The organism is Caballeronia arationis (assembly GCF_001544975.2).
GTDB lineage: Bacteria > Pseudomonadota > Gammaproteobacteria > Burkholderiales > Burkholderiaceae > Caballeronia > Caballeronia arationis.
The window spans coordinates 1-26,105 of sequence record NZ_FCOG02000019.1; the positions used below are offsets into that span (position 1 = coordinate 1).

A 26,105-nucleotide genomic window follows, 5' to 3' on the forward strand; every position below is an offset into this window, starting at 1 on the left:
CGACCGAGTCGTCAAATCCCGCCCTAAACGCTACACCGTTCGATACCTCAAAAAGAACATTAACTGAACGGCATTAGCCACGAAGGGCCGGTTTTCGGGAGTCGCAGGGCGCGTTTTCAGCTTTGCGGCGGCACGTAGCCCGACGCGGTATCGGCACCTTCGCCGAAGAAGTATTTCTCGGTCTGCTTGAGCAGATACTGGCGCGCGCGCGGATCGGCCATGTTCAGGCGGTTTTCGTTGATCAGCATGGTCTGCTGCTTCAACCAGCCCTGCCACGCCTCCTTCGACACCGTCTCGTAAATCCGCTTGCCGAGTTCGCCCGGCAGCGGCGGAAAGTCGAGTCCTTCGGCTTCCTTGCCGAGCTTCGCGCATTGAACCATTCGGGCCATCGTGTGTTTCTCCTCAAGTCGGGGTAGCGGGGCGTCGCGGTTGTGGTCGTTACCTGCGGCCGCCCGAATGTGGTGAGTTAAAGCTGCTTCTTCAATACGAGCGACTTGCGTTGCCAGTTATATAGACGGCGCCGGTCTTCGGGCAGATCGTCGACGGTGGCCTTCACGAAGCCACGCTTGAGGAACCAGTGCTCGGTGCGCGTCGTCAGCACGAAGATGTGCGTGAGCCCGCGCGCCCGCGCGCGCTGCTCGATGCGTTTCAGCAGCCGCTCGCCGTCGCCGGAACCTTGCGCCTCGGGCGCGACCGTCAGGCACGCCATTTCGCCGATGCGCTCCTGCGTATATGGATAGAGCGCCGCGCAACCGAACAGCACGCCATCGTGCTCGATGACCGAGAAGTGGTCGATGTCGCGTTCGATCTGGTGACGTCCGCGCCGCACGAGCGTGCCGTCGGATTCGAGCGGCTCGATCAGCGTGAGAATGCCGCCGACGTCGTCAGGCGTCGCCTCGCGCAGACTTTCGAGATTCTCGTATGAGATCATCGTGCCGACGCCGTCGTGCAGGAAGAGTTCGAGCAGCACGCTGCCGTCGAGCGCGTACGGAATGATGTGCGCCCGCGCCACGCCGCCGCGGCACGCGCGAATCGTGTGCTTCAGGTAGAACGCGGCGTCACCCTGCAATTCGCCGCCTTCATGCAGGCGATACGCGTCATCGAGCGACATTTCGCGCACGAGATCGCCGTTTTCGTCGACGAGGCCCGGCGTTTCGGTCAGGAAGATGATCTTGTCGGCGCGCAGCGCGATGGCTGCCGCCGAGGCCACGTCTTCCATCGACAGGTTGAACGCCTCGCCCGTCGGCGAAAAACCGAGCGGCGAGAGCAGCACGAGCTTGTTGCTCGCGAGCGAATGACGAACCGAGTCGCCGTCGATCTTGCGCACGACGCCCGTGTGCTGGAAATCGACGCCATCCAGAATGCCGACCGGCCGCGCCGTCACGAAATTGCCCGACACGACGCTGATGTGCGCATGCGCCATCGGCGTGTTCGGCAGGCCCTGGCTGATCGCGGCCTCGATGTCGAGACGCACTTCACCGGCGGCTTCCTTCGCGGATTCGAGCGCGCGCGCATCGGTGATGCGCAACCCGTGCGAAAACGACGACTCGACGCCGTGCAGCCGTAACTGCTCTTCGACCTGCGGCCGCGAGCCGTGCACGAGGACGACGTGGATGCCCATCGCGTGCAACAGGCCGACGTCCTGCACCAGCGCATTGAGCCGGCCTTCCTGCACCAGCTCGCCGCCGAACGCGACGACGAACGTCTTGTTGCGGAACGCGTGGATGTAGGGCGCGACGGAACGCATCCATTCGACGAACTGGGCGTGCTTGGCGTCCACGTCGGAGATCTGGGGCGTTTCCGGTTCGGCTGCAACCGGCGACGGCGCGGTGGGGAGGTCGGTTTGAGAATTCATGCCCGGATTATAATGCGACGCTATGCCGAATGTTTCCAAACGCCCCGTCGACGGGGACAAGCTCGATCCTCAGGAGCAGTTGAAAAAGCTGCGTGAAAATCTCTTGCGCGATGGGGCGGCGCGTCCCGAGGGCGCCGAAGACGACGAAGCGAGCCGGGCGCTCAGTAAGAAGGAAGCGGCGGCGCGGCGGTTTGCGGGGGCATCCGGGAACGCGGGGGCGCAGGCGAAACCCGCGAGCGGCGGCGAACGGCAGGCAGCGCAGACGCCGCGTGTGCTCGCCGGTTCTGCGGCAAGCGTCGAACGCGAGCGGGAATCCGTCGCGAAAAAACAGCAGCAAGCGAAGCCCGCGCCGTCGCGTTCCCGCGATGCGCAAAGCCGGACTCGCGATACTTCTTCTGACGACGCCGCAGCCGGGCAGCCTGTTCAACGTCCGGCTCCGAAGCAAACGAACGCGTCGTTGCGCGAGCCGCGCACTGGCGCGCAGAAAGGCGTGAGCGAGCGGGCGAGCACCGAAGGTGGCGAGAACGCCAGGCAGACGGCGTCAGCCGGGCGCCCCGCGACTTCACCGCGCGACGCGCGGCCTGATGCACGCAACGATGCTCGCCAACCCTCCGAGCGCCGCCCCAGCGACACCCGTGAGACGCGCCCCGAGCCTCGGCACCCGGAAGCTCGCGCACCGCGACACGGTTCGCAGCCACGCGACTCGGAACCAACCGCGCGGCAACGCGGCGACGCTCGTCCGGCGCGCAACTCGGAACGATCCGCCCTGCCGAATACGCCGCGCGCCAAAGACGACACGCGCGCGCCGCAGCGGGACGCAAGGCAAGCACAACCTTCCGCGCCCGCGCCATCGCGCGCCGAAGGGCGTGGCAGCGCACCGCAGCAGTCCGCGGGCGAAAAGCCGCAGGCCGCCGCATCCGCGCCTGCGCGTCGCGACCAGCCGCGCCGCGAGGGCACGCGTCGCGAACGACCGGCCGTTGAACCGAATCCGATCCCGCCGATCACGTTCTCCGAAGCGCTCCCGGTCTCCGGCCGTCGCGAGGAAATCGCGCGCGCGATCGCGGCGAATCAGGTTGTTATCGTGAGCGGCGAGACGGGCTCCGGCAAGACCACGCAGTTGCCGAAAATCTGTCTCGCGCTCGGACGCGGCCTGGGCGCCGGCGGTTCCGGCCTGATCGGCCACACGCAGCCGCGCCGGATCGCGGCATCGGCGACGGGGCGGCGCATCGCGGAGGAACTCGGCACGCCGTTCGGCGAAGTGGTCGGCTACAAGGTGCGTTTCACCGACAATCTCGCGCCCGGCGCGTCGGTCAAACTCATGACGGACGGCATCCTGCTCGCCGAAACGCAGACCGATCCGCTGCTCAAGGCCTACGACACGATCATCATCGACGAGGCGCACGAACGCAGTCTCAATATCGATTTCCTGCTCGGGTATCTGAAGGAAATCCTGCCGCGCCGGCCCGACCTCAAGCTGATCGTGACCTCCGCGACCATCGACGCCGATCGCTTCGCGCGCCATTTCGGCAGCGACGAGAAGCCCGCACCGGTGATCGAAGTGAGCGGGCGGCTGTATCCGGTGGAGATGCGCTACCGGCCGGTCGAAGAGAACAGCCCCGCCGTGAAGAACGCGCAGGGCACGCCGCAGAAGGAGCCGCGTCAGAAGAGCCAGCGCGAAACCGACCGCGACCTGATGGAAGCGATCGTCGATGCCGTCGACGAGCTTTGCCGCGAAGGTCCCGGCGACGTCCTCGTGTTCCTTCCCGGCGAGCGCGAGATCCGCGACGCCGCCGAGGCGCTGCGCAAGCACCATCCGCCGCATACGGAAATCCTGCCGCTCTTCGCGCGCCTGTCGGCGGCGGAGCAGGAGCGCGTGTTCAGGGCGTCGAACGCGCGGCGCATCGTGCTCGCGACCAACGTCGCCGAAACATCGCTGACGGTGCCGGGCATCCGCTATGTCGTCGATACCGGCATGGCGCGCGTGAAGCGCTATTCGTATCGCAACAAGGTCGAGCAGTTGCAAATAGAAGGCGTGTCGCAGGCGGCGGCGAACCAGCGCGCGGGCCGCTGCGGGCGCGTCGCGGATGGCGTGTGCATCCGTCTTTACGACGAAGCCGATTTCCAGTCGCGTACCCGCTTCACCGATCCCGAGATCCTGCGTTCGTCGCTCGCATCGGTGATTCTGCGGATGAAGTCGCTGCATCTGACGGCGATCGAGACGTTCCCGTTCATCGAGCCGCCACCGGGACGCGCCATCGCCGACGGCTATCAGTTGTTGAACGAACTCGGCGCCGTCGACGACGACAATGCCCTGACGCCTCTCGGCCGCGAACTCGCTCGCCTGCCGCTCGATCCGCGCGTCGGGCGGATGATTCTCGCCGCGCGCGACCATCAGGCGCTACGCGAGGTGCTGATCATTGCGTCGGCGCTGTCGGTGCAGGATCCGCGCGACCGGCCGGTCGAAGCGCAAGAGCAAGCGGACCAGGCGCACCGCAAATTCGTCGACGAGCGCTCCGAGTTCCTGCAATGGACGCGCATCTGGGCGTGGTTCGAAGAAGCGATCGCGCACAAGAAGTCGAACAAGCAGCTCGGCGATGCATGCCGCGCGAACTTCCTTTCGCAGATGCGCCTGCGCGAGTGGCGTGACGTGCATTCGCAACTGCTGACGGTCGTGCGCGAGCACGGCTGGCGTCTGAACGAAGCGGAGGCAACTTTCGAGCAGGTGCATCTGTCGCTGCTGACGGGCCTGCTCGGCAACGTGGGCCTCAAGGCCGACGACGAGCCGTATTACCTCGGCGCGCGCGGCATCAAGTTCTATCTATGGCCGGGCTCGGCGCTCCTGAAGAAGGCGGGGCGCTGGGTGATGGCGGGCGAGCTTGTCGAGACGAGCCGGCTGTATGCGCGCACCATCGCGAAGATCGAGCCGGAATGGCTCGAACAGGTCGGCGCGCATCTGCTGAAGAAGTCGCTTTCCGAGCCGCATTGGGAGAAGAAGGCGGCGCAGGTCGTCGCCTTCGAGCGCGCGACGCTGCACGGGCTCACCGTGTACGCGCGGCGGCGCGTGTCCTTCGGCAGCCAGGACCCGTCGCGCGCCCGCGAGATGTTCATCCGCGGCGCGCTGGTCGAAGGCGAATTCGAAACCAAGCTGCCGTTCTTCGCGCACAACCGCAAGCTCGTCGCGGACATCGAGCAGCTGGAGCACAAGTCGCGCCGCCAGGACGTGCTCGTCGACGACGAACTGATTCACGCGTTCTACGACGCGCTCGTGCCGCAGGGCATCCACACGGGCGCGGAGTTCGAGCGCTGGTATCGCGACGAGGAGAAAGCGGGCAAGTCGCGTCTTTTGTTCCTGTCGCGCGACGACCTGATGCGTCACGAGGCCGCCGGCATCACGACCGACCTGTTCCCCAAGCGCATGACGATGGCGGGCATCGAAATGTCGCTCACGTATCACTTCGAGCCCGGATCGCCGCGCGACGGCGTGACGCTCACTGTGCCGCTCTACGGGCTGAACCAGGTCGATGCGCGCCGCGCCGAGTGGCTCGTGCCCGGCATGCTGAAGGAAAAGGCGCAGTTGCTGCTGAAATCGCTGCCGCAGAAGCTGCGCCGGCACGTCGTGCCGCTGCCCGAGTTCGCGGCGGGTTTCGTCGATCGGCATGGCGGGCCGAAGTTCGGCGCGGGCGGTTTGCTCGAAGCGCTGATCGCGGATGTGCGCGGCGAGACGCAGGTCGCGATGAAGAGCGCCGACTTCAAGCTCGAAACCTTGCCGGCGCATCTCTTCATGAACTTCAAGGTCATCGACGAGCACGGACGCCAGCTCGCGATGGGCCGCAATCTCGCGCAGTTGCGCGCGGAACTCGGCGGCCAGGCGCAGCAGCATTTTCAGAAGCTGGCGGCGGCCGCGACGCTCGATTTCGGCGACGATGCAGCGCCGCAAACGTCGGTGGCGGTTCCGTCGGGCGATCCGTCGAGCACCGCGCTCTATGAAAATCTGACGACGTGGAACTTCGGCAAGTTGCCCGAATTGCTCGAAATCCGTCGTCGCGGACAGACGCTGTTCGGCTACCCGGCGCTCGTCGATCGCAATACGCATTGCGATGTCGAAGTCTTCGATTCGCCCGAGGAAGCGGCGCGGATTCATCGCGCGGGTCTGCGGCGTCTCTTCGCGCTGCAGTTGCGCGAGCCGATCAAATATCTCGAAAAAAATCTCGGGGGCTTGCGCGAGATGTCGCTGCACTACATGGCGCTCGGCACGCTGGAGGAGTTGCGCGATCAGATCATCGAGACCGCGCTGGATCGCGCGTGCCTGCAGGACCCGCTTCCCGACGACGACGCCAGTTTCCACAAGCGTCGTGACGAAGGGAAGGGTCGTCTCACGCTGCTCGCGCAGGAGATTGCGCGGTTGACGGGACAGATCCTTGCCGAATATGCGGGCGTCGTGAAGAAGCTTGCGCAGGCGAAGTCGTTCGGAACCGCGTACGCCGATATGCAGTCGCAATTGAGCGGGCTGATCGGCAAGCGCTTCGTGATCGACACGCCTTATGCGCAGTTCGCGCATTTTCCGCGGTATCTGAAGGCGATCGCGCTGCGCATCGACAAGCTGAAAGCCGATCCGTCGCGCGACGCGCGTCTTTTCGCCGATCTGCAGCCGCTCGTGCAGCACTATCAGCGCGCGATCGCCCAGCGCGGAGGCGTGGCAGATGCGCGGCTCGCCGAATATCGATGGTTGCTGGAGGAGTTGCGCGTGTCGCTTTTCGCACAGGGGTTGCGCACGCCGATGCCGATCTCCGTCAAGCGCCTTCACAAGGTGTGGGAATCGATGCAGCGCTGAAGGGCTCACGTGCCGACGCGTGCCAGAAGAACAAGGCCGGCATTGCGTCGGCCTTTGTTCTTCGATACTCGATCACAGCTATTTCAGTCGTTCGGTAGCGATCGGCTCGCCCGTTACGGCCGCGGCGGTCGCAGCGACGCCATCTCGCGAGGTCGCTGCCGCCGGAACGGTGACTTCCACCGGCGGTTCGTACTTGCGCCATTTGCCGTCGAGGAGCGTCTCGACGTTCTCGCCGCACTTCCGATAGTAATTGCGCGCCTCATTGCGCGAACTGAAGACCACCTTCAACTGGCAGACGAACTGCGGCGCGCCGGCTTCGTTCGTCACGTTCAGACGATAGTCCCATTCCCGAACGCCGAAAAAGCCTTCCCGATACTGCGGGCGGCCCATCAGCGTGGCGATCTGGTCCTTCGTCATGCCCGGCTTGAGCTTGCGAAGCGCCTCGACGAGCGGGAACGAGCCGTTGCGGGTCCATGTCGACGAGTCCGCGGCCGGGAAGTCGAGCTTGTCATGCATGCCGTCGTCGGAGAGCTGGCTGCGCGTCGCGCAGCCCTGCATCAGCACGGTGGCCGACAGCGCCACGGCGAGCGCCATCCAGACGGGCGTGCGGCGGGAGAGGGGGCGAAATATTTCTTTCGTCATGCTTGAGTCACCTTTGTTCGATCTTTTTGTTGTATCGGGCCGGGCGTCGGCAGATGCCGCCGAAACCCGGCCCGAGCGTGCTTGCGACGATCAGGCCGTCCGCTTACCAGTGCATGCCGGCGCCGACGCCGACGCCGAACTGGCCGCGGGTGCTCGTGGTGCCGGTGAACTTGTAGGCCCAGACGCCGTTGTCGGACAGTTGCGACACGCCGATGGCGAGCGCGCTCTGGCCGCCGTACGTGCCCCCGCCGACCGCTACCATGCCGTGGCACGGCAGCACCGCTTGCGGCAGGCTCGCGATGGCGATCGCCGATGCGGTGCCGCCGTAGGCATCGCGACGGGCGTCTTCGAACTTCTGGTTGGTGTAGGGGTTAGCCTGATTCAGGACGTTCGACGAGCTTTGCTGCAACTGGTTGACGTTGACGTTGACGGCGTCGGTGCCTTGCGTGCCCGGCGCGACGTTGACGATCTGGCGTTCCTGGCCGGCGGCCCCGACGGACACGGTGTTCGTGCGATCGGCGACCGAGTTCTGGCCGAGGGCGACAGCGTTGTCGGCGGTGGCTTTCGAGCCGCTGCCGAGGGCCGTTGCGCCGTTGCCGGACGCTGTGGCGTTCTGACCGGCCGCGAGAGCGGCGGTGCCGGAAGCCGATGCGCCGGCGCCGAACGCGGACGCACCCGTGCCCGATGCCGATGCGCTCGCGCCCGATGCCACTGAGTGCGCGCCCGTGGACGTTGCGCCTTCCGTGTCGCGGTCGCCTTCCGCGCTGAAGAACGGATTGGCCGCGTTGACGACGGCGTTGTTGACTTGCCCGAGGGCGTCGTTCAACTGGCCGAGGTTCACGGCGTCGGTGGCGGCGGTGCCGGCGGCGACGTTGTGGAGGGCAGTGCCGCCTTCGCCTTCGAGGGTGACGCTGTTTTTGTTGATTTCGCCGCTTGCAGGATCGCGGTCGTATTTCACGACGCCGTCGATGGAAGCCTCGACCTGGTCGACCTTCGTCGACACGCCCTTCAACTGCGCGACGTTGACGGCGTCGTCGTCGTTCTTGCCGGCTGCGACACCGCTGATCGTGCGACTGCCGACGTTGACTTCGCCCGACGAGGTTTGCGGAGCAGAAAGGCCGTAGGCGGGGTAGTTAGACTGCGCACCGGTCTTCGTTGCCGATCCCGCGCCGAGGGCGACGCTGTTGGCGTGCGCGGCATTCGCGCCCGCGCCGATGGCGACGCTGTTTTCTAATGCCGCCTGAGCGTTCAGGCCGATCGCGATGGCATTCACCCCGGCGGCGTTGGCCTGCGAGCCGACCGCAATGCTAGCGTCAGCGGCTGCAACTGCTCCGACGCCGAAGGCGGCTGAACTATCGCCGGAAGCCTTTGCGAACGCGCCCACTGCTGTTGCGTTTTCCCCTGCCTGAGCGCTAAAGCCTGTTGCCACTCCGACGCCGCCGGCATTGGCATTCGCTCCGGTCGCTACCGCTGCGAAGCCCGCTTTGGCATTCGCGCCACCGGCGGTCGATTGCCAACCGCTCGCCTGGGCACCCGCGCCGAGTGCAGTGGCATTCGTGTGGGAGGCCACGGAGTTCGCGCCGTATGCGGACGCGTTGTCGCCCGTGGCTGATGCGTTGTCGCCCGATGCCACCGAGTGTGCGCCCGTCGCCTTCGCGCCTTCGCTCGCGCGATCGCCTTGCGCTCTGAAGAACGGGTTGTCGGCGTCGCTAATCGCGCTGTTCAACTGGTCGACATTCACGGCGTCGTTTCCTTCCACGCCGGCCGCGACGTTGTGCAGCGCCGTGGGTGTGGATGCGCCGATTCCGCCCAGTGTGACGCTGCTCGTGTCGATCGAACCATCCGGTTTGGGGTCGTACATCACTGCGCCGTCGAACTTGCTGTCCACGCTTTTCAACTGCGCGACGTTGACGGCTTCGTCATCATTCAGGCCGGCTGCGACGCCGCTAATCGTGCGGTTGCCGATGTTGACTTCGCCGATCGATGCTTGCGTACCGGTGAGGTTGTAGCCGGTGTAAGAGCTACGTGCGCCGATTGTCGTCACCGAGCCCTCACCGAGCGCGACGCTGTAGGGCGTCGTGGATATCGCGTCCTTGCCGATGGCGACCGAATAGGTGCCGGTAGCGGTACTTTGGGCGCCAATCGCCACGGTGCCCGCGCTCGATTGATTGCCGGCGATGCCTGCGACACTGCTTTCACCGATCGCGATGGATCCGCGTGCGTTCGACTTCGCGCTCGAGCCCACTGCAATGCCGTTGAAGCCGGTGACGGAACTCGCCGCGCCGACGCCGATGCCGCCGAACGTGCTCGTCACGTTGGCTGCCTGTCCGATGGCGATGTCGCCGGTCTTCGTCGCCTGGGCATTCATCCCGGCTGCGATACTCCCGGTGCCGGTGGCGATGGCGCTGTCGCCGATCGCAACGCTGGATGTTCCGTTCGCCGTTGCATTCGTTCCAAACGCCGATGCCCGCGGGGCTTCGGTATCCGCATACGCGCCGACCGCGGTGCTGTCTTGAGCGATCGCCTGCGAGTAATAGCCAACGCTCGTGGCGCGATCTCCGCCCGCGCCGGAGTAGTGGCCGACTGCGGTGGTGTCCGTACCTTGCGCGTAGCTGTTTGCGCCGTAGGCGGCGGCATTGTTTCCGATAGCGGTGGCGGCATAACCCGTCGCGACGGCCTGCTCACCAACGGCGGATGCCTGGTTGCCAACCGCAACGCTGGAAGTGCCGCCAGCATTGGCGTTGGAACCGAACGCGGAGGCGCCGTCAGAGCCTATCGAGGCCGTGGATCCCACGGCGATGCTGTTCGCGCCTTCCGCGTCGGCGAGTTGTCCGATGGCGACTCCGTTTGCGTTCGCAGCGCCGGCGAATTTGCCGATCGCGATCGAACTGGTGCCAGCAGCGTAGCTGTCCGCGCCGACCGCAACGGCGCTAAGGGCGGCCGACGTGGCCTGGACGCCGAACGCAGTGCTATCCACGGCGCCTGCGTTCGCCCCCACGGCCAACCGCTACGGCAGAGTCGGCGGTCGCTTTCGCCTGCTGTCCGTATGCAGTAGCGCCTTCGCCGGAAGCAGTGGCGCTCACGCCCACGGCCGTTGACCAGTCTTGCTCCGCCAGCGTGTTCGTGCCGATTGCCACCGTGTATATGCCGGTTGCATTCGCGCTGCTGCCTCCCTGAAGCGAAACTGGGCCCGATCCCGTTGTCCATTGCGCTTGAGCCGATCCCGCCGCCATGCCGCCCGCTACCACCGCGCACGCCGCGACAAGGCTTCCAAGCGACGACTTCCGCTTCGTTTCCCCCCTGCCGTTTCCGAAGCGGCGACCCACGTCCCGCTCGATTCGTTCCAGACTGCCTTGAAGATTCTGTTCATAAAAAAGGATGCCTAACAAAAACAATGAATTACTGTGGGTTCGAGGAAAACGTCGTCGTCCGAGCCTGTCGCTCTAAGAAGCCGATTCCTTTTTTGCGTACGCGGCGTTTCTCGTGCTCTCTCCGGTCGGGCGCAGCGAGTTGCAACACGAAAGGCCTCTCCGGAAGCGCGTGATGATCGGCGTGAAGCGCGACCTGAAATACACGACTATTCCGAATTGCTGACTAATTGCGTGAGAGCTGACGATTCGCAAATAAAAGGTGTTATTCGCTCAAGCAATCGTGCTTTGATTCGATAAAATTGAGAAAACGACAGTAATTTATCTGTTGATTCTCAAAACTCTGTGCAAGGGATCTAGGATCGATCCGATGGAAACTCGTCCTTGCGTTCGGGATCGAAGGCGGAGAATCGCCGGGTAAAGGGCGTTCTCTCGGGCAAAGGCCGCCAAAATGCCGCGCCCGGGTCAACGCGCGGCAACATGCAAACGTTCTACAATGACGGCTGTTTTCTGACTCGACCTTTCATGCGCAACCTTTCCCTCTCCGGCCGCGTTCGCGCGACCGTCGTCCGTGCGGTGTTCGCCGCCGGCGCCGCCTTCCTCGCAACCGCAGCAAGCGCCAACAACGTGATCGTGCTGAATTCCGGCGAGGCCACGCTGAGCCTCATCGATGAAGTCAGCCGCCAGGTCGTCGGGACCGTTCCGACGGGCAAGGAACCGCATCACCTGATGCCGACGCCCGACGGCTCGTCGCTGATCGTCGCGAATTCGGTCTCGAACAACCTGATGTTCGTCGACCCGAAGACGGGCAAGACCCAGCGCTGGCTGGAAAACATCGAAGATCCCTACCAGATCGGCTTCTCGCCGGACCGCAAGTGGCTCGTGACAACCGGCCTGCGTCTCGATCGTCTGGACATTTACCACTACGACGGCAAGGACATTTCGATCGCGAAGCGCCTGCCGCTCGCCACCATGCCGAGCCACATCGCGTTCACGAACGACAGCCAGACGGCGTTCATTTCGCTGCAGGTGTCGGGTGAGATCGCGGCGATCGATCTCGCGACGCAGACGGTCAAATGGAAAATGAAGGTCGGCAAGGTGCCGGCGGGGGTCTGGCTCACGCCCGGTGACAAATACCTGCTCGTCGGCATGACGGGCGCCGATTACGTCGCCGTGGTCGACTGGCGCAACCAGAAAATCGTGAAGACGATCAAGACGGGCAACGGCGCGCACAACTTCCGCTCGCTCGCGGATGGCAAGCACGTCGCGGTGTCGAACCGGGTGGCGAGCACGATCAGCATCATCGACGAGGACACGCTCACGAATGTCGGCGACATCACAGGTCTCATGCCCGGTCCCGACGACATGGAACTTTCCGCCGACAAACGCTATCTGTGGGTAACGTTCCGTTTCGCGAAGCACATCGGCATCATCGACCTGACGAATCGCAAGCTGATTCAGACGATCGCCGTGGGCCGGTCGCCGCATGGGATTTATTTTTACAATCGCGCGCCGGTGACGGCGCCGAACGGCGCCTGAAGGCGAGTGTGTACTACCATTGATGCAGGCCGGCCGCTGCATCTGACGGAGCACCATGTTTCATTCCATCTTTTCGTCTCTCGATAGTTTCGTTTCGACGCTTCAGACACTTCTGTACGTCGACGTCGTGCAGCCGTTCCTGTTCAAGGTCGGCCTCATGGACTACGACGAAGACACCTATGACGCGCTCTATTGGGTGATCGTCGGCGTGCTCGAAGTGATTGCGATGTACGCGATCCTCCGCCCGCTCGAGGCGTTGCGGCCGGCGGAGAAATGGGAAAACCGCAAGGGCGTCCGGGTCGACGTGCTGTACACGTGGATCGTGAAACTGGGCATCCTGAACCTGTTTTTCTTCTTCACGTTCCAGCCGCTCTTCGATTCGCTGCAAGGCTGGCTGCGCCTTCACAACGTACCGAATCTTGAAATCGACAATCTCTGGCCGGGTGTGACGACCCAGCCGCTCGTCGCGTTCGCGATCTATCTGGTCGTGCTCGATTTCGCCGGCTACTGGTATCACCGTCTGGAGCACCGCTTCGGGATCTGGTGGGAACTGCATGCGGTGCACCACAGCCAGCAGAAGATGTCGCTCTGGTCGGATGATCGCAACCACTTGCTGGACGATATCCTCCAGGCGAGCTTTTTCGCCACCGTCGCGCTCGTGATCGGCGTGGAGCCGTCGCAATTCGTGGTGCTCGTCGCGATCACGAACCTGATGCAGAGCGTCCAGCACGCGAACATCCGCCTGAGCTATGGCTGGCTCGGCGAGCGGCTGCTGGTCGGGCCGGCATTCCATCGCCGGCACCACGCGATCGGCTTCGGCCACGAAGGCACCAAATACGGCTGCAATTTCGGCGTGCTGCTCCCGTGGTGGGACATGCTGTTCCGGAGCGTTTCGTGGAATCGCGAGATCGAGCCGACCGGTATCCGCGACCAGATCGCCGTGCCTGGCGCGCGCGCGGTGAACTACGGGGACGGATTTATCGAGCAGCACTGGCTCGCATTCAGGCGTATCGGAGCGCGCTTTACCGCGTGGCGTAGCGGCGGGCGGCGCAACTCCGATACGGACACCGCGCCGGTCTGACCGCCCTCGCGTGCCCTCTTCGGTGCGGCGCATACGTTCGGTTTTTTCGTCCTCTCAACAGTCAGCCGTCATCCATTCGGCCAACTGCGCGGCCGGCCTTCGCTGGTTTATCCTGTCTTCTTTGTCGGCCGGGGTCAGCGCTTGACTCTGGCCCCATGCAAGGTAATTTCTCCCTTTTCAGGCAAATCACGCATGAATGACTTGCTGCGCTCGTTCGTGCGCGCGCTCGCGAACGCGTTTCACCCGAGGATGCTCTGGCTCACCTTCATGCCGTTCGCCGTCGCGACGGCGGGGTGGGGTGTCGTTCTGTGGTTCTTCTGGCAGACGCTGACTGGCGCGGCGACCGGCTGGCTCGAGGGCTGGGCGTTCACGTCCTCGATGTACCGTGTCTTCGATTCATTCGGCTTCTCGTCGCTGCATTCGGTCATCGCGCCGTTTCTGGTCGTCGTAATGGCGATTCCGCTGATCGTCGTGACGGTTTTGCTGCTGATCGCGACGATGTCGATGCCGGCCGTCGTCAAGCTGCTCACGCGGCGGCAGTACGCGACGCTCGAGGCGCGACGCGGTGGCTCGTGGTACGGCAGTCTCGGTCATTCGGTGGTGACGACGGTCGTCTGTCTCGTGCTGCTGGTGGTGACGCTGCCGCTTTGGCTGATCCCGCCGTTTTTCGCGTTGATTCCCCCGCTCCTTTGGGGCTGGCTGACCTATCGCGTGATGACCTACGACGCGCTCGCCCTGCACGCAAGCGCCGACGAGCGCCGCCAGATCGTGCGGGCCGCGCGCTGGCCGCTCTTCGCAATCGGCATCGTGAGCGGTCTGTTCGGCTCGCTGCCAACCATGCTCTGGGCCTGGTCGGTGTGGCTGCTGCCGCTCTTTCCGGTCGTCGCTGCGGCCACGATCTGGATCTACGCTTTCATCCTCGTCTTTTCGGCGCTCTGGTTCGCGCACTACTGCCTGCATGCGCTCGAACGCCTGCGTGCCGGAACGGCGGGCGTGCCAGCGTTGCCGGCTCAATCCTGAGAGGCTTTCATGGGCTTTGGCGTCATCATCATCGGCGATGAAATCCTGTCCGGCCGGCGCTCGGACAAGCATCTGCCGAAAATCATCGAATTGCTGGCGACACGCGGGCTCGCGCTCGACTGGGCCGAATACGTCGGCGACGACCCCGCGCGGATCACGGCGACGCTTGCGCGCACGTTCGCGTCGGACGACGTCGTATTCTCGACCGGCGGCATCGGGGCGACGCCCGACGATCACACGCGGCAATGCGCCGCCCAAGCGCTCGGCGTCCCGCTCGCGCTGCACCCGGAAGCCGCGGAACTGATCCGGGCGCGCGTCATCGACATGGCGGCGGGCAAGCCGGTCGATCTGCAGTCGCCCGAAAACCTGCACCGGCTCAACATGGGAACCTTCCCGCAGGGCGCCTCGATCATTCCGAACAGCTACAACCGGATTCCCGGTTTTTCAATCGTCGATCATCATTTCGTGCCGGGCTTTCCGGTGATGGCGTGGCCGATGATCGAATGGGTGCTCGACACGAAGTATTCGCATCTCCATCACGCGAGGCCTTATGTCGAGCGGTCCGTGCTGGTGTTCGGCCTGCCCGAGTCGCGCATCACGCCGCTGATGGTGGCGATCGAGCAGGACTTTCCGGGCGTGCGAGTATTCAGCCTGCCGAGCGTCGGCGATGCATCGCGCGGCGCGATCTACGCGCGCGCCCATATCGATCTCGGCGTGAAGGGCGATCCGGATACCGCGGGCGCGGCTTTCGAAGCGCTGCGCGAGGGCGTGCACGCCCTCGGCGGGGAGATGGTGGAGGCGCAGCCCGACGCGTGACGTTTCGGTCGGTTCAGCGGCTGCGCGTGGGCTTTAAGCGCCAATCCACGGCAATTTGCGGAAGCACCAGCCCGACACGGTCTTGCGATGTCCCTGCGAGTCCTTGTCGCCTTCGAAGCCCTCCAGCAGGTCGAAGGACTGCGCGAAGCCTTCTTTTTGCGCAGCGACCGCGGCGAGCTTGGAGCGCGCCGCGCTGCGGCAGAGAAACAAAACCGGGGTATCCGGGGTGGCGACCTGCCGTAGTTGTTCGATAAACTCGGCATTCGGCACCGAGCCCGGGTAGCGGATCCACTCGATGTGAACGTACTGCGCGCCGTCGATCGCGGGACGGCCGACCCAGTCGAGTTCGGCGCGGGTGCGGACGTCGATGAGGCGGGCGCGCGGATCGAGCTGCAGCAGCTCGAACGCCTCGGTGGGCAGAATGGCTCCCGCGTAAGGCAAGCGATTCTCGGCGGCGCGAGCCGTGGCCTGACCATACAACTGCTCGAGCGTGCTCATGACGCAAGTCTCCGGAAAGCTTAAAGGATCATTCTAACGTGGCGCCGCCGCAGCCTGTGATCCTGCGCTGACAGGCAAAACCACTAGCAGCATGCATCAAGTTGGTGCGCGAAACATCGAATGCCTCGTTTCGGTGCTAACGTTAGACGAGTGACAAGGGGAAGCACCATTTTAGTGCGTGACCGTGCGGTGACCGACAGGCGGTCCGAACTGCGAAAAACGGAGCTTCACCGAAAATGCGCGCTGCTTCAATTGCTTGGCGCAACGATGGTGCGCCCTGGCATGGAAGCTGCTTTTTAGACGCCGATAGTTTTCGGATCGGTACGGGGCGGCGAAGTTGTTCGCCGACTTTTGTTAATCAGGAGATAGGTAATGAGTAAATCCGTGGCCGACGTCATGCAACTCGTCAAGGACGAGGACGTCAAGTTTGTCGATTTCCGTTTCACCGACACGCGCGGCAAAGAACAACACGTTTCGGTGCCGGTTTCGGCATTCGACGAAGACAAATTTGAAAGCGGCCACGCTTTCGACGGTTCGTCCATCGCCGGCTGGAAGGGCATCGAAGCGTCGGACATGCTGCTCGTGCCGGACGCCGACACGGCCTTCATCGACCCGTTCTACGAAGAATCGACCCTCGTGCTGTCGTGCGACGTCGTCGAGCCGGCGGACGGCAAGGGCTATGAACGCGATCCGCGCTCACTCGCAAAGCGTGCCGAAGCGTACCTGAAGAGCTCGGGCCTCGGCGACACGGCATTCTTTGGTCCGGAGCCGGAATTCTTCATTTTCGACTCGATCAAGTGGGGCACGGACCAGTCGGGCACGTTCGTCAAGATCGGCTCGGAAGAAGCACCGTGGTCGTCGGCGATGGACTTCGAAGGCGGCAACACCGGCCACCGTCCGGGCACGAAGGGCGGCTATTTCCCGGTCGCTCCGGTCGACACGTTCCAGGACATCCGCTCGGAAATGTGCCTGTTGCTCGAACAGATCGGCATTCCGGTTGAAGTGCACCACCACGAAGTGGCGGGCCAGGGCCAGAACGAAATCGGCACGAAGTTCTCGACGCTGGTTCAGCGCGCCGACTGGCTGCAGCAGATGAAGTACATCATCCACAACGTGGCGCACACCTACGGCAAGACGGCGACGTTCATGCCGAAGCCGGTCGTCGGCGACAACGGTTCGGGCATGCACGTTCACCAGTCGATCTGGAAGGACGGCCAGAACCTGTTCGCGGGCAACGGCTACGCGGGCCTGTCGGAATTCGCGCTGTTCTACATCGGCGGCATCATCAAGCACGCTCGCGCGCTGAACGCCATCACGAACCCGGGTACGAACTCGTACAAGCGTCTCGTGCCGCACTTCGAAGCACCGGTGAAGCTCGCCTACTCGGCGCGTAACCGTTCGGCATCGATCCGCATTCCGCACGTCTCGAACCCGAAGGGCCGTCGTATCGAAACGCGCTTCCCGGATCCGCTGGCAAATCCGTACCTGTGCTTCTCGGCGCTGATGATGGCGGGTCTCGACGGCGTGCAGAACAAGATCCACCCGGGCGAAGCCGCCGACAAGAACCTGTACGACCTGCCGCCGGAAGAGGATGCAAAGATCCCGACCGTGTGTGCCGGCCTCGACGAAGCGCTCGACGCACTGGATGCGGACCGCGAGTTCCTGACGCGCGGCGGCGTGTTCACGGATTCGATGCTCGATGCCTACATCGAACTGAAGACGGGCGAGCTGCAACGCTTCCGTCAGGCGGTGCATCCGATCGAGTTCGAAATGTACTACTCGCTGTAAGCGCGCTCGATGGCGCGGGTTGATCGCCTACAGGACGATGCAACGCGCGCCTCGTTGCGATCAACGCGGTGAACGACAGAAAGGGACGGCGCGCCGTCCCTTTTTTAATCGCCGCCGCGCCTGAATTTCAAGACAGATCCACGACCAAGGCCTCATCGCAAGATGGTTCTCAAGAATCTGATCAAGTCGAGAAAGACGCAGTCTGATGCGCTCTCCGACGATTCGCAGCTCGTGCACACGGGCCTCTTGCCCGGACTGGAGGCGCTGCCCACCGTCGTGCTCGTCCTCGACAAGCGCAGCCTGAAGATCGCGTATGCGAACCCGTCGGCGGAGTCGATGCTGGAGATGTCGAGAAAGCAGTTGACGCAGACGCACTGGCCCGAGCTTTTCGCAAACGCGGAGGAGCTGGTCAGCACGATCGCGAAGATTGCCGAGAACCGTTTCAACGCGACTCATCTCGACGCCGTGCTCGAACGCCCGGGACGCGAGCCGCTGCATGTGCATGCGGTCGTCGCTTATCTGGAGGTCGCGGCGGATTACGTACTGCTCGAACTGTTCGAGAACGAGCGCCATCTGAGAAGCGACCGCGAAGAGCGCATCCACGATCTGACCGCGGTCAACAAGCAACTGATCCGCAACCTCGCGCACGAGATCAAGAATCCGCTTGGCGGCATTCGCGGCGCCGCGCAGTTGCTGGAGTTCGAACTCGGCGCGCGCGAACGCGACGAGTTGCGCGAATACACGCAGGTGATCATCAAGGAATCGGACCGCCTGCAAACGCTCGTCGACCGCTTGCTGGAGCCGCATCGACATCCGCATATCGTCGGCGACGTGAACATCCACGAAGTCTGCGAGCGCGTGCGGCAGGTGATTCTCGCGGAGTTTCCGCGCGGCCTCACAATCGAACGCGATTACGACGTGAGCGTGCCCGACCTGCGTGGCGACAAGGAGCAGCTGATCCAGGCGCTCCTGAACATCGTGCGCAACGCGGCCGAAGCGTTGCGCGAGCGCATTTCGCAGGGCGACGCCAAGATCGAATTGCGCACGCGGATCGCGCGCAAGGTAACGATCGGCAAGCGCCTGCACAAACTGGCATTGGACTTGCATATCACTGACAACGGCCCTGGCATCCCCGGCGATATCCGCGACCGCATCTTTTATCCGCTCGTGTCGGGCCGCGACGACGGCAGCGGACTCGGTCTCACGCTCGCGCAGTCCTTCGTGCAGCAGCACGACGGACTGATCGAAGTGGAGAGCAGGCCGGGCTGCACCGAGTTTGCCATCCTGCTTCCGTTTGGAAGCTGATGTCGCGATCCATGACAATCAGGTTGATCATCCAGACCCAAAACGCGAAACACGCTTTGACGCCTGACCGTTTCGACGGGCTCACACCGAACCACACGAAGACTTCTCGCCGAACGATATGAAGCCGATCTGGATAGTAGACGACGACCAATCCATCCGCTGGGTGCTCGAAAAAGCCCTGGCACGCGAGAACTTCGCGACGCGCAGTTTCTCCGGCGTGCGCGATGCGCTCGCCGCACTCGAGCAGGAAAGCCCGCAAGTGCTCGTATCCGACATTCGGATGCCGGGCGGCTCGGGCCTCGAACTCCTGCAGACCGTCCGCGACCGGCTGCCGGGGCTGCCGGTCATCATCATGACCGCGTTCTCCGATCTCGACAGCGCCGTCGCCGCTTTCCAGGGCGGGGCGTTCGAGTATCTCGCGAAACCGTTCGACGTCGACAAGGCGGTCGAGTTGATCCGCCGCGCCGTCGACGAGAGCATGCGCGGCGAGGCGGCCTATGACGACCGTGTGACCGAAACGCCGGAAATGCTCGGGCAGGCGCCCGCGATGCAGGACATGTTCCGCGCGATCGGCCGGCTCTCGCATTCGGCGGCGACCGTGCTCATCACGGGCGAATCAGGCACCGGAAAGGAGCTTGTCGCGCGCGCGTTGCACCGACATAGCCCGCGCGCGAACGGACCGTTCATCGCGCTCAATACAGCGGCGATTCCGAAGGACCTGCTGGAGTCCGAACTCTTCGGCCACGAGCGCGGCGCGTTCACGGGCGCGCAGGCGATGCGTCAGGGCCGCTTCGAGCAGGCCGAGAACGGCACGCTCTTCCTCGACGAAATCGGCGACATGCCGTTCGATTTGCAGACGCGCCTGTTGCGCGTGCTTTCGGACGGGCAGTTCTATCGCGTCGGCGGTCACAATCCGCTGAAGGCGAACGTGCGCGTGATCGCGGCGACGCACCAGAATCTCGAATCACGCGTGCGTCAGGGCCTGTTCCGCGAGGACTTGTATCACCGGCTGAACGTGATCCGGCTGCGGCTGCCCGCGTTGCGCGAGCGTAGCGAGGACATTCCGCTGCTCACGCGTCACTTCCTGCAAAAGAGCGCGCGCGATCTCGGTGTTGAACCGAAGCGCGTGTCCGAGGAAGCGCTTGCTTATCTCGCGTCGCTGCCGTTTCCCGGCAACGTACGGCAGCTCGAAAACCTCTGCAACTGGCTGACCGTGATGGCGCCCGCGCAGACGATCGAGCAGAAGGACCTGCCGCCCGATCTCACGCCGACGCAGGAATACGCCGGCGAAAGCACAGCGCTCGCGGCGAACCCGGATGCGGGCGGGATGGCGCAGCCGACGGCCGGCACCAACGGCACGTCGAGCATGCCGGCAACGCTTGCCGGCGCCGCGCCTGCGGGCGTGCCGGTCAGCGTGTGGGAGAACGGCCTGCGTACGGAAGTCGCGCGGCTCTTGCGTGAGAACACCGCCGATGTCATGGACGAACTCGCGCGCCGCTTCGAGGCGGCCGTGATTCGCGAAGCGCTCGATTTCACCCGCGGCCGCAAGGTCGAAGCGGCGGAGCGCCTCGGCATCGGACGCAACACCATCACGCGCAAGATCCAGGAACTGCATCTCGACGCCTGAAGCGCAACGCGTCTCGAATAATCAGCCGATCGTCGCGATCACGGGCGCGTGATCCGACGGCTGATCCCACTTGCGCGGCACCTTGTCGACTTCGCAGGCCGAGCACTGCGCCGCCAGTTCCGCCGACAGCAGGATGTGGTCGATGCGCAGCCCCGCATTGCGGCGAAACGCGAGCATGCGGTAATCCCACCACGTGAAGAGCTTCTCGGGCTGCTCGAACTTGCGAAACGCATCGGTCAGACCCAGTTCCATGAGCCGCACGAAGTGCGCGCGTTCCTCCGGCGAAACCAGGTTCTGTCCTTCCCAGGCTTTCGGATCGTGCACGTCGCGGTCGTCGGGCGCGATGTTGTAGTCGCCCGCCAGCGCGAGCTTCGGATGCAGCTTCATTTCGGCGCTGATCCAGTCGTGCAGCGCGTCGAGCCAGCGCATCTTGTAGGCGAACTTCTCGCTGCCGACCGCCTGTCCGTTCGGAAAATACGCCGACACGATGCGCACGCCTTCAATCGTCGCAGCGATCACGCGCTGCTGCGGATCGTCGAAGCCGGGGATGTTGCGCAAGATGCTGGCTTCGTCGACGTCGACACCGTCGCGCACCAGGATGCCGACGCCGTTGTAGGTCTTCTGCCCCGCGAACCAGCTTTTGAAGCCGGCGGCTTCGAAGTCGGCGCGCGGGAATTTCTCGTCGGGGAGCTTGAGTTCCTGCAGGCACAGCACGTCGACACGGCTCAGTTCGAGCCAGTCGATCACATGCTGCTGGCGGACTTTGAGGGAATTGACGTTCCAGGTGGCGATTTTCATGATGATGAGCGGATATCTGATGTCGGGAGGCGGCATGCGGGAGCGCCGGGCGGCTGCCGCATGCATGCTGTCGGCCCGCGCTGGCAAGGCACGGGTGAACCGCGGTGGTTGACCGAGATCATAACCGTCGTGATTCGAAAGCGAAAACCATCGACGCGACTGTCCGCGCGGTACGAACGCGCAACGGCCGTTTCCGGCGCGGCGGGTGTCGGCGATTCGCGTCGAAGGGATTGCCGTGCGCGGGCTAGGCAGGTTGCGGCGACGCGTCCGGCGGCTCGATGCCGAGCAGCGTAAGGCCTTTGCGCACGGTCGCGGCAACGTCTTCTTCCCGTTCGCAGGCAAGGAATCGCGCCTCCTTGCCGGCCGCTATGTCGAACACCGCCACCTTGTTCGGGTGGATCGCCAGCCCGCGCTGCGTCGCCATCACTTCGACGACGTGCCAGTCGCGCGACACGAGGTCGCCGCCCGGTCCGATCATCCCGTGGCCGTCCGACACCACATCGGCTGCGGTGCGGCCGGGACCGGGAACCACGGAATGCAATGTGGCTTCGAAGACCACCGTGCAGCGCGAGTGCTCGACGGCGTTGCGCAGCATCGTCTCCAGATGAGCGTGGTCCCAGGGCACGGCGCGGTCGGCACGCTTGCCGAGAACGAATTCGTCGAACCAGACTGCGTATCCCTGAGCCTTCAGATACGTCGCGAGCTGGTGCGCGCGGTCGGCGTGCCGCCGGGTCTTGTAACTCACGAACACGTCGTACGGCGTTGAGTCGAGTACCGGCGGCGGTTGAAGCTGAATGACGTCGAAGAGGCGCGACTCCCCGAGTCCGGCTGCCTTCCGTCCGAGCGTGGCCCAGATCAGCACCGTGTTGAAGATCGACTCCGCGACGGTCCGGTAGACATCGCCCCGGTCTTCGCGGTCGGCTGCATCCTTGAATCGTTGCGCGGCGTCGCACACGCTCTCCCTGACCGCCGGGTCTGCGTCCTTGAGATGCTCGTTCATTTTTTCAACGGCAGCGGCCGCGGCCTGAACCAGCGCGCGCAGGGCCGTCCACTGTTCGTCATCGACGGCTTGCGCGGGCACGGGCACCCCGGGCAGCGACCAGTCCGTCGCTTCGTGGAACAGCAGGCCCCAGTCGGCCCACTGATCGTTGCCCACGTGGGACCAGAACTCGTGGAAAGTCCCCGCGTCGCGGGCCTGAGAGAGACGGTTCAGGACGAGAACGGCTGTCATGACGGTGAAGTCCTCCAGAACGGCCTGCCTGACCTGCCGGGCGCGCGAAGAGCACGGGTTCCTCTCCGACTCTATCACCGAACCGAAGCGCCGCTGCTGCGGGTCGCGTTCTTCGAAGCCCATCGACCGGGCCGCTTTGTATATGTCACGCCCGCCAGCGTGCACGCATTTTCTGTCCCGCTACAATCATCTGAACGGACCATACTCAAGTCTCCGCACGCCAAAGGAATCGCCAATGGACCTCATAATCCGCCGCGCCGCGCTCGCCCGTTCCCGCGATGCAGTCGACATTGGGATAGAAGCCGGCCGCATCGCTGCGATCGAGCCGCGCCTCTCGGCCACCGCACGCGAAGAGATCGACGCGGACGGTTCGCTCGTCACCGCGCCTTTCGTCGACGCGCACTTCCACATGGACGCGACGCTCTCCTACGGCCTGCCGCGCGTGAACGCGTCGGGGACGCTGCTCGAAGGCATCGCGCTCTGGGGCGAACTGAAGCCCGAGCTGACGCAGGAAGCGCTCGTCGAGCGCGCGATGCAGTATTGCGACTGGGCCGTCGCGCGCGGCCTGCTCGCGATCCGCTCGCACGTCGACGTATGCGACCCGCGCCTGCTTGCCGTCGAGGCGCTGCTCGAAGTGAAGCGTCGCGTGAAGCCGTATCTCGACTTGCAACTCGTCGCGTTTCCGCAGGACGGCGTGTTGCGCAGCGCGGGCGCGTTCGAGAACCTGAAGCGCGCGATCGCGCTCGGCGTCGACGTCGTCGGCGGAATTCCGCATTTCGAACGCACGATGGCGGACGGCGCGGCGTCGGTGAAACTGCTGTGCGAATTCGCGGCAGAGAGGGGCCTGCGCGTCGACATGCATTGCGACGAAAGCGACGACCCGATGTCGCGCCACATCGAAACGCTGGCTGCCGAAACACATCGTCTCGGCTTGCAGGGACGCGTGACGGGCTCGCATCTCACGTCGATGCATTCGATGGACAACTACTACGTCAGCAAGCTGATTCCGCTGATGCGCGAATCGGGCGTCGCGGCGATCGCGAATCCGCTCATCAACATCACGCTGCAGGGCCGCTCCGACACCTATCCGAAACGGCGTGGCATGACGCGCGTGCCGGAGCTGCTGGCGGCGGGCGTCGATGTCGCGTTCGGTCACGACTGCGTGATGGACCCGTGGTACAGCCTCGGCTCCGGCGACATGCTCGAAGTCGCGCATATGGGACTGCACGTCGCGCAGATGACGGGCATCGACGGCATGCGCGCCGCGTTCGATGCGGTGACAACGACGCCCGCGCGCATTCTCGGGATCGAAGGCTACGGGATCGAAGTGGGCTGCAACGCGGACTGCGTCGTGCTCGACGCGCGCGATCCGGTCGAGGCGATCCGGCTGCGCGCCGCGCGCACGGCGGTGATCCGGCGCGGCAAGGTGGTGAGCCGCTCGCCTTCGATGCGCGCGAGCCTCGCGCTGGAAGGGCGGCCGGCGGGAGTGAACTTCAGGCTCGAACGCTAAAAAACAAAGGCCCTCGAAAGGGCCTTTGTGTCACTGCGAGTCTGCAACGAAGATCAGTCGACGCGCAGATGCACCGCGTCCGCCGTCATGCCGTTATGGCGCAGGAGGGCGTCGATGTTCGGCTCCCGCCCGCGAAACGCCTTGAACGATTCCATCGCGGGCCGGCTGCCGCCCACTTCGAGAATCTCGCGGCGGTACCGCACGCCCGTCTCGGCATCGAGCACCGAGCGGTTCGACAATTTCGCCGCTTCCTCGAAGGCCGCATACGCATCCGCCGACAGCACTTCCGCCCACTTGTAGCTGTAGTAGCCCGCTGAATATCCGCCCGCGAAAATGTGGCTGAACGTGTTCGGCCAGCGCGAGAACGGCGCCTGCGGCACCACATGGAACTTCTCGTTGATCTCGCGGGCGACGTCGTTGACGCTCTTGCCTTCGTCGCGCGACGGGTCGTAGGACGTGTGCAGCACCATGTCGAACATCGAGAAGACGATCTGCCGCAGCGTGCCGAGGCCGCTCTGGAAATTCTTCGCGGCGAGCATTTTGTCGAAGAGCTCGCGCGGCAGCGGCGCGCCGGTTTCGACGTGCGCGGACATGTCGGTGAGGACGTCCCACTCCCAGCAGAAGTTTTCCATGAACTGCGACGGCAGTTCGACAGCATCCCACTCCACGCCGTTGATGCCCGACACGCCCATTTCATCGATGCGCGTCAGCATGTGATGCAGCCCGTGTCCGAACTCGTGGAAGAGCGTGATGACTTCGTCGTGTGTGAAGCACGCCGGCTTCCCGCCGACGGGCGCGGAGAAGTTGCACGTCAGGTACGCGACGGGCGTCTGCACGTTGCCGCCCGCGAGCTTGTGACGCGAACGCGCATCGTCCATCCAGGCGCCGCCGCGCTTGCCTTCGCGCGCGTACAGGTCGAGATAGAACTGTGCGACGAGCGAGCCGTCCTTGTTCTCGACGCGGAAAAAGCGCACGTCCGGATGCCAGACGGCCGCTTCGTCACGGCGGATCGCCACGCCGAAGAGCGTCTCCGTGACCTTGAATAGGCCCTTCAACACCGCTTCCTGCGGGAAGTACTGCTTCACCTCGTTTTCCGAGAACGAATAGCGCTGCTGGCGCAGGCGCTCGGCAGCGAAGGTCGCGTCCCACGGCAGCAGCTCGGGCATGCCGAGTTCGGTCGCGGCGAATGCGCGCAGTTCCATCCAGTCGTTTTCGGCGTGCGGACGCGCGCGCTTTGCGAGGTCTTCGAGGAATGCGATCACCTGCGCGGGCGACTCGGCCATCTTCGGCGCCAGCGATACTTCCGCGAAGTTCTGGTAGCCGAGCGTATGCGCTTCTTCGGCGCGCAGCTTCAGGTTCTCGGCGACGTTCGCGGTGTTGTCCCATTCGGCCTTGCCGTCGCCGTACATCGGGCCGAGCTCGGACGCGCGCGTCACGTAGGCGCGATACATCGCCTCGCGCAGCGGGCGGTGTTCGGCGTATTGCATCACCGGGAAATACGACGGGAAGTGCAGCGTGAACTTCCAGCCGTCCTTGCCGTCCTTCTGCGCGGCTTCGCGCGCCGCCTGGACTACGTCTTCCGGCAGTCCCGCGAGTTCGCGCTCGTTCGTGACGAAATGGGCGAACGCGTTGGTGGCATCGAGGACGTGGTCGGAGAAGCCCTTCGACAGCGCCGCCTGTTCTTCCTGCAACTGCGCGAAGCGCGGCTTGCGGTCCTCGGGCAGTTCGGCGCCTGACAGGCGGAAATCGCGCAGGGAGTTTTCGAGGATCTTCTTGCGTTCCGGTGAGAGCGTGGCGAACTCGTCGCCGGCTGCGATCGCCTTGTATTTTTCGTAGAGCGCGAGATTCTGGCCGACGCTCGCCCAGAATTCGGTCACGCGCGGCAGGTTTTCGCCGTAGACGGCGCGCAGCTCGGGCGTATCGGCGACGGCGTTCAGATGCCCCGCGACGCTCCACGCGCGCGACAGCTGCTCGGAAGCCGATTCGACGGACTGGACGATGTCTTTCCAGGTGGCGGGCGTGGCGGGCGCGCTCGCGTGCTCGACGGCGGCCTTCGCTGCGGCGAGCAGTTCGTCGAGCGCGGGCGTCACGTGTTCGGGTTTGATCTCGCCGAAACGCGGCAAGTCGGAGAAATCGAGCAGCGGGTTGGGCGGATTGGCCTGATCCGCTGACGTGGCTAACGTGGTGTCGCTCATG

General features: G+C 64.4%; 19 protein-coding genes. 9 read left to right on the forward strand and 10 right to left on the reverse strand.

Features of this window, described 5'->3' with window-relative positions:
• Positions 1-116: 116 nt before the first annotated feature.
• Together AWB81_RS13785 and argA are read right to left on the reverse strand one after the other, a co-directional pair.
• Positions 117-389: an oxidative damage protection protein gene (locus tag AWB81_RS13785; RefSeq protein WP_062636188.1), complete on the reverse strand. Its 273-nt coding sequence runs from the start codon at positions 387-389 to the stop codon at positions 117-119.
• 77 nt (positions 390-466) lie between these two features.
• Positions 467-1,855, reverse strand: coding sequence for an amino-acid N-acetyltransferase (gene argA, locus AWB81_RS13790; RefSeq protein ID WP_062636190.1), 1,389 nt, complete (start codon positions 1,853-1,855; stop codon positions 467-469).
• A 22-nt stretch (positions 1,856-1,877) separates the two neighbouring features.
• Here argA and hrpA point away from each other — a divergent pair, with 22 nt between their 5' ends.
• A complete protein-coding gene (gene hrpA, locus AWB81_RS13795) occupies positions 1,878-6,686 on the forward strand; it encodes an ATP-dependent RNA helicase HrpA (protein ID WP_062636192.1) in 4,809 nt (1,602 codons plus the stop codon).
• A 78-nt stretch (positions 6,687-6,764) separates the two neighbouring features.
• Here hrpA and AWB81_RS13800 read toward each other — a convergent pair whose 3' ends face one another.
• The 4 genes from AWB81_RS13800 to AWB81_RS48755 all read right to left on the reverse strand — a co-directional run bounded on the left by AWB81_RS13800 (position 6,765) and on the right by AWB81_RS48755 (position 10,698).
• Positions 6,765-7,328: an outer membrane protein assembly factor BamE gene (locus AWB81_RS13800; protein ID WP_087134974.1), complete on the reverse strand. Its 564-nt coding sequence runs from the start codon at positions 7,326-7,328 to the stop codon at positions 6,765-6,767.
• A gap of 103 nt (positions 7,329-7,431) precedes the next feature.
• Positions 7,432-10,305 (reverse strand): YadA-like family protein, encoded by a 2,874-nt coding sequence (locus AWB81_RS13805; protein ID WP_144444131.1) that lies wholly within the window; start codon positions 10,303-10,305, stop codon positions 7,432-7,434.
• Positions 10,298-10,561: a hypothetical protein gene (locus AWB81_RS48750; protein ID WP_087134975.1), complete on the reverse strand. Its 264-nt coding sequence runs from the start codon at positions 10,559-10,561 to the stop codon at positions 10,298-10,300. Before AWB81_RS48750 ends, AWB81_RS13805 begins: the two co-directional genes overlap by 8 nt.
• An 8-nt stretch (positions 10,562-10,569) precedes the next feature.
• Complete coding sequence (locus AWB81_RS48755; RefSeq protein ID WP_087134976.1) at positions 10,570-10,698, reverse strand: ESPR domain-containing protein; 129 nt, start codon at positions 10,696-10,698, stop codon at positions 10,570-10,572.
• Positions 10,699-11,221: 523 nt separating this feature from the next.
• On the opposite strand from AWB81_RS48755, the gene AWB81_RS13820 reads away from it, so the two are divergent.
• The 4 genes from AWB81_RS13820 (at position 11,222) to AWB81_RS13835 (ending at position 15,152) form a co-directional block, all read left to right on the forward strand.
• On the forward strand, positions 11,222-12,235 hold the full coding sequence (locus AWB81_RS13820; RefSeq protein WP_062636396.1) for a YncE family protein: 1,014 nt from the start codon (positions 11,222-11,224) through the stop codon (positions 12,233-12,235).
• A gap of 55 nt (positions 12,236-12,290) precedes the next feature.
• On the forward strand, positions 12,291-13,316 hold the full coding sequence (locus AWB81_RS13825) for a sterol desaturase family protein (protein WP_062636200.1): 1,026 nt from the start codon (positions 12,291-12,293) through the stop codon (positions 13,314-13,316).
• 192 nt (positions 13,317-13,508) lie between these two features.
• Positions 13,509-14,336 (forward strand): EI24 domain-containing protein, encoded by an 828-nt coding sequence (locus tag AWB81_RS13830; RefSeq protein ID WP_062636202.1) that lies wholly within the window; start codon positions 13,509-13,511, stop codon positions 14,334-14,336.
• A gap of 9 nt (positions 14,337-14,345) precedes the next feature.
• The gene (locus tag AWB81_RS13835) at positions 14,346-15,152 is read left to right on the forward strand and encodes a competence/damage-inducible protein A (RefSeq protein ID WP_062636205.1); all 807 of its coding nucleotides are present in this window, start codon (positions 14,346-14,348) and stop codon (positions 15,150-15,152) included.
• Positions 15,153-15,185: 33 nt separating this feature from the next.
• Here the strand turns inward: AWB81_RS13835 and AWB81_RS13840 are convergent, their stop codons facing one another.
• On the reverse strand, positions 15,186-15,650 hold the full coding sequence (locus AWB81_RS13840) for a rhodanese-like domain-containing protein (protein ID WP_062636207.1): 465 nt from the start codon (positions 15,648-15,650) through the stop codon (positions 15,186-15,188).
• A 372-nt stretch (positions 15,651-16,022) separates the two neighbouring features.
• On the opposite strand from AWB81_RS13840, the gene glnA reads away from it, so the two are divergent.
• The 3 genes from glnA to ntrC all read left to right on the forward strand — a co-directional run bounded on the left by glnA (position 16,023) and on the right by ntrC (position 20,370).
• A complete protein-coding gene (gene glnA / locus AWB81_RS13845; RefSeq protein WP_062636209.1) occupies positions 16,023-17,438 on the forward strand; it encodes a type I glutamate--ammonia ligase in 1,416 nt (471 codons plus the stop codon).
• A 162-nt stretch (positions 17,439-17,600) separates the two neighbouring features.
• Positions 17,601-18,743, forward strand: a complete 1,143-nt coding sequence (gene glnL, locus AWB81_RS13850; protein WP_062636212.1) for a nitrogen regulation protein NR(II) — start codon at positions 17,601-17,603, stop codon at positions 18,741-18,743.
• Between the two features lie 118 nt (positions 18,744-18,861).
• Complete coding sequence (gene ntrC, locus AWB81_RS13855) at positions 18,862-20,370, forward strand: nitrogen regulation protein NR(I) (RefSeq protein ID WP_062636214.1); 1,509 nt, start codon at positions 18,862-18,864, stop codon at positions 20,368-20,370.
• A 21-nt stretch (positions 20,371-20,391) separates the two neighbouring features.
• Here the strand turns inward: ntrC and xth are convergent, their stop codons facing one another.
• Together xth and AWB81_RS13865 are read right to left on the reverse strand one after the other, a co-directional pair.
• The gene (gene xth, locus AWB81_RS13860) at positions 20,392-21,168 is read right to left on the reverse strand and encodes an exodeoxyribonuclease III (protein ID WP_062636397.1); all 777 of its coding nucleotides are present in this window, start codon (positions 21,166-21,168) and stop codon (positions 20,392-20,394) included.
• Positions 21,169-21,412: 244 nt separating this feature from the next.
• Positions 21,413-22,399 carry a toll/interleukin-1 receptor domain-containing protein gene (locus AWB81_RS13865; protein ID WP_143753656.1) on the reverse strand — a complete coding sequence of 329 codons (987 nt, stop codon included), beginning with the start codon at positions 22,397-22,399 and terminating at the stop codon, positions 21,413-21,415.
• A gap of 235 nt (positions 22,400-22,634) precedes the next feature.
• Here AWB81_RS13865 and AWB81_RS13870 point away from each other — a divergent pair, with 235 nt between their 5' ends.
• Entirely contained in the window at positions 22,635-23,909 is a 1,275-nt protein-coding gene (locus AWB81_RS13870) for an amidohydrolase family protein (RefSeq protein ID WP_062636218.1), read from the forward strand.
• Between the two features lie 53 nt (positions 23,910-23,962).
• Here AWB81_RS13870 and AWB81_RS13875 read toward each other — a convergent pair whose 3' ends face one another.
• Positions 23,963-26,104, reverse strand: a complete 2,142-nt coding sequence (locus tag AWB81_RS13875) for a M3 family metallopeptidase (RefSeq protein ID WP_062636220.1) — start codon at positions 26,102-26,104, stop codon at positions 23,963-23,965.
• Position 26,105 lies beyond the last annotated feature (1 nt).